We start from the raw sequence: 11,910 nt of genomic DNA, 5'->3' as shown, positions 1-11,910 counted from the left end.
CCAAACAACGATTTAGCCGTTCATAATGGGGAATTTCATTTCGTTGAAATTGGGGAAATTTGAATCGTTGTTGACAAGGAATAAAAGTGAAGCTATTAAAAGCTAACTGCTTGGCAATGGAATAGGTTAAATTATGTGTTAGAAAAAGATTGTGGAATTAACATGTTTTTTACTTCTACACAGAAGTATTGATTTGTTCCATGCTATTAAAGTGTAAATGACAATAGTACTACTATGGAGGCTTCAACTATGTAGTTCATACAAGGAGGAGGTGGATAATAAGAGATATTTATAATGAAGTCTTTATTTGTGATGCATCTCACAACATAAATACATATATAACTTTACAATTAGAATATCAATTGATGGGAGGGTTAATTGTGATTAATCTTGATTTCAATAAAGATCCGTTTATTGTGTGTGATATGGGAGTGAACAAGAGCATGTCAATTAAAATGTCTGCATTGTCATGCAGAAGCACAATATCATCGTCATCTTCTAGAGCTAACATTTGAAGAAGGAAAGATATATATGAAATGGACAATCCAATGCTTGTATTTACGGGCGGAGATCCATTAATGCGTCCAGATGTATATGATATTGCAGAATATGCAGTGAAAAAAGGTATTCGAGTATCCATGACGCCAAGTGCTACTCCAAACATTACAAAAGAAACAATTCAAAAAGCAAAAGAAGTAGGACTTGCTAGATGGGCATTTAGTTTAGATGGACCAACAGCCGAAATACATGACCATTTTAGAGGGACAGAAGGTTCATTTAAATTAACAATGAATGGGATTCGTTATTTGCATGAATTAAAAATTCCAATTTAAATTAATACTGTTTTTTCTAATTATAATGTGGATGTACTTGAAGATATGGCAAAGTTAATAGAAGAATTAGATTGTGTACTCTGGAGTGTATTTTTCTTAGTTCCAATAGGGCGTGATAAGGAAAAAGATATGATTTCACCAGCCCAACATGAAAAAGTATTTCATTGGCTATATCGACTTAGCAAAATGATTTCTTATGATATTAAAACAACACCGATAGCTGAAATTTATCAGAATTCTTCTGTGTTTCAAGACCCCCGTAATCCGGACAAATATAAAGGAAAGTGCGGTGTATGTGAATTTTGATATGTTTGTGGAGGATCTCGTTCTAAGGTATATGCAATAACAGGAGATTACATGGACAGTGAGCCTTTCTGTGCATACATTCCAAAAGTGGTGCGAAAACAGAAAAAGAGTGTATAAAAAGGAACATGAGTAAGAATAATTAAAAGAAGTTATAGATGACATGTTAGACAAGGAAATCATAATTATTGCAGATTCAGGAAATACATTAGGATTATTAATTGATTATCCAGTTAAATAAGAAAATATAATATTTGTTTCAGCATTAAAGAATTTAACATTGGATCCATCTTTTATGGAATGGCAGTGTTGCAAGTACTTAGGTATTATCAATAAGAACCCAATCAAAAATTCTCTTGGATGCAAGAGAATTTTTTTATTGGGGATAGTAAGGGTGAGGGGAGGTGCATTACATATGGGAAAAGGTAGAAGTAATAATGCTGGTAAAAAGCAACCGAATTTTGATGATTCATCTAATTTTGCTAAACAAAGCCAACCGACAGAAAAGAAGAAGAAATAAGAATAGGAGCTCTCTTGATAAAGGGAGCTCCTGTTAAAAGTGTATTGACGTTTCAGAACAACATATCGATGGATTAACCTAATAGCTATAATAAAATGTTTGAATTTTTACGAATGGCACCGGATTTAATATTATTGTCCTGTTTTTTATACTTATTGACGCGTTAAATCTATTTGAAATACTCCCTTAATGGCGTTGGGCGCGACCTCAATTAGAATTTTTTAAACCTGATGGGACTTACCATTAAGAGAGCAAGGATTAATGTAATCCATGCATTGCTATATGACAACAATCCCATCCCAGCCAATGATAATCCTGCAGCTGGAATAGGTAATCCCTTAAAATATCCAATAGTTGGTTTAACACTAAATTTAGCTAATCTCAAAGCACCCATTGTTGGGAAAAGGATAAATGCCAAAGAAGTTAAAATAGAAGGCGCTGCTATCGTATGGAATAAAAGCGCAGGAGCGACGCCGAAACTAACAATATCAGCTAAGGAATCCAATTCTACGCCAAACTCACTGTTCACTTTTAATTTTCTAGCAATTTTTCCATCAAGAAAATCTAAAACAGCTGAAAAGAAAATGAAAATGGAAGCTACTCCTAAATATTCACTCATATTCAAGGTGATTGAGAAAACACCGCACAATAAATTTCCAATCGTAAATAAATTCGGTATAACTTTTACAAGCTGATTAAACAAGTTTGTTCCTCCTAAATTAATTAAACTTCACATTTCTGTAGCAATTTCTATATATTCTTCCGTTATTCTTAAAAATATATGACCACTGTATTACTGTAAGCTAATTAAATTTCGATAAGAGAAAAATAGAAGAAATATAAAAAATGCGCTAACAAGTTTGCAAACGAATTGGCTAACACACATAAGAAATAGATATAAAATATCTCTGATATGTCGCTTGAAAAACAGACCTAATCAAATAGATAAAACACATAAATTATTAAAGACTTAACGGATAATGGGACCATGTAGAGTAGATTAGGGGAATACTAGCTATTCAAGTTTCTCTTATTCAATAATGAGATAATAAAATTTCACGTACCTAATGTAAAGATAAAAACAAATTTAAGCAATAGTGGATTTTAATAAAGCAAAACTTTTGAGGTTTTTTATATAAATATATATAATTATATTGGTATTAATATATTAACTATTTAAAAATGAGGAAATAAAAATGAAGATTAAATTTGATGTGGTTAAAGATGAAAATTTTGATATTACTTTGCTAGAAACAAAATTGCTGAAAACTTTTAAAGAAGTGGATAATGTAGCAATAGTTGAAAAGGTTGAAGATAAACTTTTTAAAAGAGATGATGTGCAAATCCATTTAGCGGAGATTACTATTAATGTTACAGGAAAGAATACTGGATATAGATCGGTTTCAGCTAGTATATTTTTTGTTCTAGAAAGTCTATCAATAAAGCTATTCAATATTAATATTAGTGTACATTAAGTATCCAAATTGGATGTTTTTTCTTTGTTAAAAGTTAAAAAGAAATTCCACTAAACCAAGTACAATAAAAAGAATTAAAGGAAATACTCTATTTCGACATCACAACAATTAAATTTTGTACAATACACCATCTATTTAGTCTTAAGGAGTTAAAGTTAACTGTTTTGCATTAAAATGTTATACACTGGCTATGTCCTATAAGCAACCATTTAATTAATATAAATCTGTATAGCTAAATGTATATGAGAAACTAAAAGATATTTATACTGATGATAAGGTATATGATACTTTTATAAAAGGGGGAAAAACAAACACTTATAACTTCGCACGAAATACCAATTTTACGAACAATAAGGCAAAATAATATAAAACCTTGAAAAGAATATTCTAAAACCACATATACAAGGATGTATAGGTCAACATGAGCTATACCCATTTAAAGTCATTAAACATAGATTTCAAAAAAATAAGCACATCTACATTCCAATAGATATGCTTATTTCCAACATTATTCTTGATCCAAAATGAAATTTGTTGCAGGATCTACTAAATTTGTTCCTAGTTTTACAAACATATTTCCAGTAGAGATAACTTCTTCGTTGTTATCTGGGAGACCGCGTAGTAAAAATTCTTTACTTTTTACTAGTAGGCCCAAACCTTCTACAAGCTTTTGATGATTTTCTTTTAAATCACTAGGTATTTTATCATTTGGATATGTTTTAATATTTGTATTTGCACTTTCCACTGCACTATAACCTTTAAGCATTTCATTTTTCCAGGCTTGTGTTTTGGAGTTCTGATTATCTTGCCTGTGTGCATCTAATTGGGCTTGTATGCTCTTTAAAGCATCGTACAAACGCTTTAATTCTCTGTTCATATCTTTAAGATACTGTGTTCTCATATCAGCAACTGGTGCAATCGGTTCTTTTGCGGGTGTATTATTTTCCTTAACCACTTCTTTGCTTTCGGTTGTTTTATCATCATTTTCACTTGCTTTTTCACTATCAGTTGAGTTGCATCCAGTGAATGCGATTAAGAAAACTAATAGTAAGAAAACCCACTTTTTCCCCATATTATCTCCTCATTTCTTATTATGTATCTTTCGTATTTTAACATTTATAATATAATTATGTCAGATTCTATTTGTTGAGCACACTTCAAAGACAAAAGACTTGGTGGGATTTTTGAATTATTAGTCCATTAATAGGATCACCATAATATTATTATGTAAATAAGTTTGTGTAAAAATTGAATTTTACGCGAACTTGTGTTCGTGTATCTTTTCTGTTATATTATATATGAGGTGATTTTTATGGACTACAGCAAGCAACGTCAAAAATCCGTACATCGTAAAAAATTATACGAAAATCTAAATGCAATGCCTTTTTATATAGAAGAATTTGTGGAGTACAAAGAATTGCACGATGCCTCTCCCTCCACTCTACTTAATTATGTATATGATTTTAGAGTCTTCTTTAATTGGCTATTATCCGAACAAATTATTGAATTAAAGCCTATTAAAGACATATCCTTCTCTGATTTAGAGAATTTAAAGAAAAAAGATGTTGAGAACTTCATGAGGTTTCTAAAACTGCAACAAAACATGCAAAATTCCTCTGTTAACAGAAAAATTTCGGCCTTAAAATCTTTATTTAAGTACCTTACCTCCCTATCAGAAAATGAAGATGGAGAATGCTATTTTTATAGAAATGTAATGGCTAAGATCGAAATACATAAAGATAAAGAAACATTAAATGCCCGTGCAAAACGCATGAGATCTAAAATATTTCATAATGATGACGATCAAGAGTTTTTAAATTACGTTAAGTATGAGCATGAAAAATCTTTAACCAAACATCAGTTGTTCTATTTCTTGAGAGATAAAGATCGAGATGTAGCAATCCTTTCCCTTTTTCTTGGTAGTGGTATTCGTGTAAGTGAATTGGCCGATCTTCGTATGGAGGATATAAACTTAAAGGAAAGGCTAATTGATGTGATACGAAAAGGAAACAAAGAAGATTCAGTGTGGATTACCCCAATCGCATTGAACGATCTAGAAAAGTATATGGAAATTAGAGATAGCAAATACGCTCCAGGGAAAGAATTAAAAAATGTGTTTTTATCGAAGTATAAACATACTGCACAACCTCTTTCGGTTAGGGCTATCCAAGATATAGTAGAAAAATATACTAAGGCCTATGGGAAAAAAATGTCTCCCCATAAATTAAGACACACATTGGCAAATAAATTATATATGGAAGAAAAAGATTCATTACAAGTGATGCAGCAACTTGGACATACCAGTCAAGATACTGCTTTGCTATACACTCAACTTGGGGAAACAACTATTAAAGATAGTTTAGGAAGAATAGGAAAGGATAAAGGATAAAAGTTCAGCAATTTTTTATTGCTGAACTTTTATCCTTTATTATAGGCCATTGGTCTATTTACTTTAAAATTTCATTATATAAAAAATACATAATCATGTGGAGTATTCATTTTTTAAAAATCTATTGTTAGGATATATTTTTTTCTGGATATAGAATGTTTTATATTGCGAAGAAGTATGCTATTTTTAATTAACATGATAATATCTATATATATTACTTGGAAAAAGGAGTGTAATTGTGAGTAAGGTTTCATTTAAAGATATTTTAAATAATCCAAATACTGTTATTTATGCAATTCTAGCTTATTATTTTATGTTTGTTGGATTGGTTGATTTATGTATTGGTGGTATAAATGTAGTACGTGAAAAGCCCTTAATTTCAGAAGAATTAGCAAATACCGTAGCAATTGCATACTCTTTCACATGCGTACCATTTGTAATTATTATTGATTCTGGGTGGCATAAATTGATAAAAAGTAAAAAAATAAAAAAATCTATAGGTTATTTTATTTTTATTGTAGCATTTACACTCGGACATCTTGCAGCAAAATATATTAGTTTACAACAATCATTATTGATAGCAACTATAATGCCTATATTTATTGGTATTAAACAAATGACATCAGTATATAAAATGGAGAGTGAAAAGTTAATAAAAGTGGTCATATATTTATTTTTAGTAGTAATTTTATTACTGATTTTATTATGTCCAGATCAATCAGTAAAATTTATGAATGACACTTCTGGAAGAGGAATGACTATATTAGGATTAGGAATTACAATATTATTGCTTGCAAAAGATAGATATAATAAATAATGATAGATTTTGTGTAGATTAATACAATTGTAGGCTTAAACAAGAATAAATAATTATTAGAGAACATCAAAATAATAAGAAAAATCACAATGGATTTTTTTGTTCAATAACTTTCCTATTAAAATTCTTTTCTCTCTTGAACCAGTAGCTAAATGTACATACTCAGTTTTCAGCTAAGCTAGAAAAAGGAATAAAATTGAAATAAATGGACAACACAAAGAGGAATGAGCGCTGTAGCTCCTCTTCGGATTGGTTTAATTGCATATATCAATCAGAAATTAAGTTACACAGTAAGATCATCTATTTATCTCATTCTATATAATTTTTTTGCTCAAAATGGTATCTTTCACGAATTACAATAAGAAACAATAATATAACAAATAGAAACGGTGCATACAAAGCATCCGATTCCGAGGATACCTGTACAAGTTTAGGTAGTTCTGATGGCAGGAAGTTAATGAACATATTTGAAAATTTTGATAGTTACAGTTAGATAACATAACGAATTTACATGAGATGAAATTGTTATTTTCTATATAAATCGGTTAGTTCGTATTATTCTTTCTACATTTGATATTTATGTTCGTTAAATCGGAATTTAACGAACACATCAGAAGATGCGAGTTACCCCCTCCCCCCCATTGTACAAATGTACAAAGACATGAGAATAGATACTCTTTAGACAAGAAAGTGGCTACTTCTGTTTTTATTATTGTTTTTAGACAAGAAAATAAGTATTAAACGAATCATCTTTATTGGTAATTCGATATTTTACGTTATTAATTAGTATCCAGTTTCATTTCCTACTGCATAAAAACATGTTTTACGATAAAGAAAAAGAATCCATTTTGAAAAAAGATTAATCAAAATGGATTCTCGTGTTAGACATATAAAATTAGTTTTTATACAAGGGTTTAATCTAAGATTCCAAAGAACCTTCTTAAATCAATATTTCATTAAATTTAACAAAGGTTTTTAATTTAAACTTTATTTTAAAGCTATAACTATATTTGTTGCTACCCTTATAGTTCTATTCTATTGTAATGCTCCAATCTCCATCTGCTTTTACTCCAAAACTATACATCCCTGAATCTTTGAAAACGTGAGAAGAAGAACCTTCATAAGAACCAATTTTATTCACTAATAAATTCTGATCGTTCACTTTAATAATAAAGTTTCTTGAACCCGTATGATTTAACTTAACAATATGATTTCCGCTTGGGATATTAATGGATACTACATCATCACCATACCCGTTAATTGTCCCTGGAACCGATTCTGATACAAGTGGTGTTTCTTGCGTTATTGCTGCATTCCAATTACCACTCGATTTCACTTCTAAATAATATTCTCCGCTAGCCGGAATTGTAGTTGATACTTTTCCTTTATAGCTACCAATGGTATTTACTAACAATCCAGCGTCATTGCCACTAGCATTTTTTAAATGTACAATAAAGTTTCTTGAACCTGTATTATTAAAATCAAAAAATGCCAAGCCTGACTTTAGATTGACTTTATTTGTGACAGAATCACCAGATCCTTCTAATTTTTGTTTACTATTTTCGTATGATTCTTTTAGTTTCTTATTAGCTTCTTCTTTAGCAATTCTTTTTTCTTCGTTCATTCTATTTTCTTCTTCTTTAATGAAATTTCCTAAAGAAGGTTCGTCAGTTAATGTTTCTATTTTAGTAACTTCTTTTGCATTTAATACCACTACTACAATTTGTCCATCTTTAGTATCAAATGAGTACAAGTCGGCTGGATTGTAATTGTTATAGTTTCGAACTTTTATCTTACTGCCTTCTTTTTTTTCTTCAAATTCCTTTATACTCATCCCGATAGCAAACATTGATTTAATTTCTTCTGTACTATACTGTTTGTGAGTAGGTTCTCTAGATTCTTCTTTTGCATTTACTTTCCCCACATCTACAGCAGGTTTCTTTTGACTTGTAACATTTCCATCACTCCTTTCAACACTTGTACTATATGGAATTACGTTATCTAGTATTGTATATGTGGTAAATGCAATAAGAACCACAATGAAAGTTTTTAATTTCCCGGATTGTTTTTTTACAAATTGTAAAATTAGTTTTACTGTAGCGCATGCTCCAATAATAAACGTTATTGCAGCAAATCCACCTCTTACTCCAACAGAAAATCCAGATACGATTAAAGCAAGACCGAATGATATACCAGCAATTTTCAGCCATATGATAGCTGGTTTTTTTCTTATTTTCTGTATTAGTGAGTATACTAATAAACTGATTGAAGCAAACATTAAAATTGTTATCAAAATGTCCATACTATTAAGTTCTCTCCCTACAATAATTAACTTAGTAAATATTAATACTCCAGTTATTATAATAACCTTATATAATGTAATAAGGAAGTGGTAATGTTTTTTATGAAACACAAATAGGAATTCTATTTAGATAACTATATTTATAATAATAAAAATGAATAACTGTACAAGACTATGAAAATTGATACTTTTAAGAAAAAATAGATCCTTCATGAATGTCTTTTGTTACTTATGTAGAATTAAATTTCAGTTGAATTTCATAGTTAATTAGGTTTTACTGTTAAATAAAAAAGAAATCTATGCTCTCTATTTTATGCTAGTTACTAGTTAAAATTGTTTCAAATTTAGTTTCCTATTTTTTCAAAAAGTATCCACTTTGGTGTCTTGATTTAAAAAGTACCCATTTTCTTGTCTTAATATGAGGACAAGAAAATGGGTACTAAATGAACTGTATCAGTTAATAATTCAGCATTTTGCACTACAAGATTTGTTCCTACTTTCATGTCTTTTTACATTAGTCTTGTTGTTGCATTACTCCAAATTTTTATACTAATATGTTATTTTCACATTAATAATTAAGGTCCTTAAGCGAACATAACTATAAAAAGATTGTAGACTAATGTATTTCTTTAGTAATGCACCTTTTCTTAATTCTTAGCCCCTTCTCTTTTGAAACGAAGAAACACCATTTTCCATATAATATTTGATTAAAGATAACCAGACACTTGAATCATAAAACTATAGTGAAAATTATATCTATCATAAAAAGTTCTCCTAAATAACTTTAGGAGAACTTTTTATGAAGCATTATTTTTAATCTGCGTAGGAACTACTTTATTATAATAACCATGTTTTACAACTTGCCTAACATCATCTACTTCAATATCCATCATTTCTGTAATATCTACAACAATTGTATTTTGCAGAACATTGACTACAAATCCTGTTAATTGTAAATTAGGATTTTTACGATATGAAAATTGAACGTAATCTCCAAGTTTTACTTTTGTGTTATGATCCATTTTGTGTCCCCCTAAATTATCGTTAAGTATCAATAGTTTCTCCCTATTTTGATTCTTCATACTGGTTGGCAAGTATATAAAATAAAGAACACTTAATTTTATTTTTCCTAGCTCCTGTTACAGCATTGGATTTTCGAATGATTTATAACATATTTTATAATTTATTTGTTTCTCAATATAGAAACAGATGGTAAATATGGGTTTTATATAGAAGTTAAGAAAGAAATATAATATTATAAATCTTAAGAAAGTCTTTGACTTTTTCTCCTTATGAAAAAGATAAGATCCTCTCAGGTCTTATCTTTTTTATCTTGGATTTGTTATACAAAAAAGAGCATCCCTATAACAAGGATGCTGCAACAGGAAAGAACAAACATATAATAATAAAAAGAATTACTTATATTATAATTTGGTAATGAAATAATTAATATTGAGAAAATTCTAAATGGATTGAATATCATTATATACTTCATTATAATTGATTACGAGCTGAGTAGTATTCTGTCATCTATTCCTTTTCTAAAGAAGATTGATTTCAATCTTCTTTTTTTTCTTTTGTCTCTCGTCCTCGATAAAAGAAAAAGGTTTCCCTACTAATTGTGGGAATCGCTGTTTTGTAAATCCGTTGTTGCTTACCCTGAGCCATCATAAGAACCGTAAATTTATCTGTTGCAAGGATTTTCCCGCGTATGTGAACCCCACTCTTTAAACAGATGGTACAGTCCCCCATTTTTCCTTTCCATTAGCTTGTCACCAAATAGAAGTATAAACATATAATAAGTATGTGAAAGCTTTTCCACTCATATAACCCTCCCTAAAAAGGGCACTTGTGTATGGGTGCTCTTTTAGTACTTATATTTTTTCAACGTCTAACATATAGAACTAATGAATTGTATTTAGTATTATATAAGTAACCTCAACGTAAACTTTACTATTAATTTTTTTCTAAAAGGGCCTACCCTCGCAACAGGCCCTTTTCAAAATGAGTTTTTAGATTATGTTTCGTAATTCCATTAAAATATTCACTCCTTATTCATGTAATTATGTGAGATATACAAAAAATGACTCCTACTGATAAACATGAAAAAGCCTCGTTTATCAGTAGGAGTCATTAGCTATATAGCGTTTATGGCGAACTCCATCGCCTATTATAAAAAAGTGCATTTACTATACGTATTTCTATTCAAATGTTATTCTACATCTAATTAATTTTCATAAAACATGGTTGTTCCCGTTAGAACGAATAGATTTTAAATACAATTTACAGAATATTGATAAATATGTAAATGAAAAATGAAAGGTGAGTTTTTTTATTTATCAACCTTTATCAATGGAATATAAATTCCAATTATGGTAATCTAAAGGTAACCCTATGACTAACATTGTTGGTCAACTATATAACATTCCCTTTAAGAAGGTCCTGCTCCCCTAGTCAGGGCCTTCTTAATTTTAGATGTTTTTTCTAATAAGCTGTTAACTATAATTTATATGACTCAACCTGGGTAACATATGCTATATTTTATTAAATGATTTTCGTTTTGAATTTTCTTTCAATTTAGGTTATACTAAATAAAAGAGACAAGTCTCCTTTAGGCTATGTTATTACAAAAAACCAATTCCACTATACGAGAATTGGTTTTTTGTAAATTATTCACTATAAATCTCGCGAATAATTTGCAGTTTTCTATTCCTCATCAAAATTCTTTTATGCTATAATTTTAAAGAGAACGTAACAGTGACAAGTCTCTTCTATGTATAAATACCTTGTCACTGATCTTTTTTTTGTGTCTTCTTCTTGCATCTTGAAAGAGCCATAATCTCAGGCATTGGGGATTGTGGCTCTTTTTCTAGGTTTACACTTCAAATAATATAAGATTTTTATTTTTAAGGCGTAATATTTACTATACCGTCTTTGAAGGTTTGAATTGATTGATATGATTCTATGAGTCCGATTGTTCGTTGTAATTTAAAAGAAAAGATAAAAGCCCTCCTTTAATTAGGAGGGCTTTTATCTTTCATATAAGTGAATCCGATTTTATGATTTTAAAAATGAATGTCGTCTGTTATACCCCAATATAACGCTGACTAATCAGAGCGTGCTCTGACGTTATTATTATACTAATGTATATAACGGAAATCAATACTATAATAATAGGGGTATGTGTACATGCTCATCAACTTAAGAATTTTCACTACCCCCAAGTGACAAAAAACGTTATTCTTTCTAAAAAGCTAGCTAGAAAGGGTGA

The 11,910-nt window shown here is 29.7% G+C and carries 7 protein-coding genes, 2 pseudogenes and 1 riboswitch; of the genes and pseudogenes, 4 read left to right on the top strand and 5 right to left on the bottom strand.

Annotated elements, in window-relative coordinates; genetic code table 11:
- Nucleotides 1-365 precede the first annotated feature (365 nt).
- A pseudogene (locus tag PDQ33_RS26415) lies at nucleotides 366-1,272 on the top strand (radical SAM protein).
- 595 nt (nucleotides 1,273-1,867) lie between these two features.
- Here the strand turns inward: PDQ33_RS26415 and pssA are convergent.
- Nucleotides 1,868-2,359 (bottom strand): CDP-diacylglycerol--serine O-phosphatidyltransferase, encoded by a 492-nt coding sequence (pssA, locus tag PDQ33_RS26410; protein WP_076856766.1) that lies wholly within the window; start codon nucleotides 2,357-2,359, stop codon nucleotides 1,868-1,870.
- 493 nt (nucleotides 2,360-2,852) lie between these two features.
- Here pssA and PDQ33_RS26405 point away from each other — a divergent pair, with 493 nt between their 5' ends.
- A complete protein-coding gene (locus PDQ33_RS26405) occupies nucleotides 2,853-3,131 on the top strand; it encodes a hypothetical protein (protein WP_076856765.1) in 279 nt (92 codons plus the stop codon).
- A 508-nt stretch (nucleotides 3,132-3,639) separates the two neighbouring features.
- Here the strand turns inward: PDQ33_RS26405 and PDQ33_RS26400 are convergent.
- Nucleotides 3,640-4,203, bottom strand: coding sequence for a hypothetical protein (locus tag PDQ33_RS26400; protein WP_076856764.1), 564 nt, complete (start codon nucleotides 4,201-4,203; stop codon nucleotides 3,640-3,642).
- Nucleotides 4,204-4,443: 240 nt separating this feature from the next.
- On the opposite strand from PDQ33_RS26400, the gene xerS reads away from it, so the two are divergent.
- Both xerS and PDQ33_RS26390 read left to right on the top strand, forming a co-directional pair.
- Nucleotides 4,444-5,520, top strand: a complete 1,077-nt coding sequence (gene xerS, locus PDQ33_RS26395) for a tyrosine recombinase XerS (RefSeq protein ID WP_200730812.1) — start codon at nucleotides 4,444-4,446, stop codon at nucleotides 5,518-5,520.
- A 238-nt stretch (nucleotides 5,521-5,758) separates the two neighbouring features.
- Nucleotides 5,759-6,337 (top strand): hypothetical protein, encoded by a 579-nt coding sequence (locus tag PDQ33_RS26390; protein WP_076856762.1) that lies wholly within the window; start codon nucleotides 5,759-5,761, stop codon nucleotides 6,335-6,337.
- 1,030 nt (nucleotides 6,338-7,367) lie between these two features.
- Here the strand turns inward: PDQ33_RS26390 and PDQ33_RS26385 are convergent.
- The 3 genes and pseudogenes from PDQ33_RS26385 to PDQ33_RS26375 all read right to left on the bottom strand — a co-directional run.
- Nucleotides 7,368-8,639: a tripartite tricarboxylate transporter TctB family protein gene (locus PDQ33_RS26385; protein ID WP_200730813.1), complete on the bottom strand. Its 1,272-nt coding sequence runs from the start codon at nucleotides 8,637-8,639 to the stop codon at nucleotides 7,368-7,370.
- Nucleotides 8,640-9,436: 797 nt separating this feature from the next.
- Nucleotides 9,437-9,661 (bottom strand): DUF2187 family protein, encoded by a 225-nt coding sequence (locus PDQ33_RS26380; protein ID WP_000349980.1) that lies wholly within the window; start codon nucleotides 9,659-9,661, stop codon nucleotides 9,437-9,439.
- 595 nt (nucleotides 9,662-10,256) lie between these two features.
- Nucleotides 10,257-10,391: pseudogene (locus PDQ33_RS26375) on the bottom strand (RNA chaperone Hfq); the annotation flags it as partial.
- A 365-nt stretch (nucleotides 10,392-10,756) separates the two neighbouring features.
- Nucleotides 10,757-10,816, bottom strand: a riboswitch (Fluoride riboswitch).
- Nucleotides 10,817-11,910: the final 1,094 nt, after the last annotated feature.

Origin of the sequence: Bacillus cereus group sp. Bc031 (assembly GCF_027716265.1) — a bacterium.
GTDB classification, from domain to species: Bacteria; Bacillota; Bacilli; order Bacillales; family Bacillaceae_G; genus Bacillus_A; species Bacillus_A paranthracis.
Note: the sequence above shows the minus strand (reverse complement) of the source record. Positions and strands in the feature narration are given on the sequence as shown.

What these genes read in the sequence shown, in the direction of transcription:
- PDQ33_RS26400 (WP_076856764.1), bottom strand. Translation starts at nt 4,203, where the DNA reads ATGGGGAAAAAGTGGGTTTTCTTACTATTAGTTTTCTTAATCGCATTC.
- PDQ33_RS26380 (WP_000349980.1), bottom strand. Translation starts at nt 9,661, where the DNA reads ATGGATCATAACACAAAAGTAAAACTTGGAGATTACGTTCAATTTTCA.
- xerS (WP_200730812.1), top strand. Translation starts at nt 4,444, where the DNA reads ATGGACTACAGCAAGCAACGTCAAAAATCCGTACATCGTAAAAAATTA.
- PDQ33_RS26405 (WP_076856765.1), top strand. Translation starts at nt 2,853, where the DNA reads ATGAAGATTAAATTTGATGTGGTTAAAGATGAAAATTTTGATATTACT.
- PDQ33_RS26385 (WP_200730813.1), bottom strand. Translation starts at nt 8,639, where the DNA reads ATGGACATTTTGATAACAATTTTAATGTTTGCTTCAATCAGTTTATTA.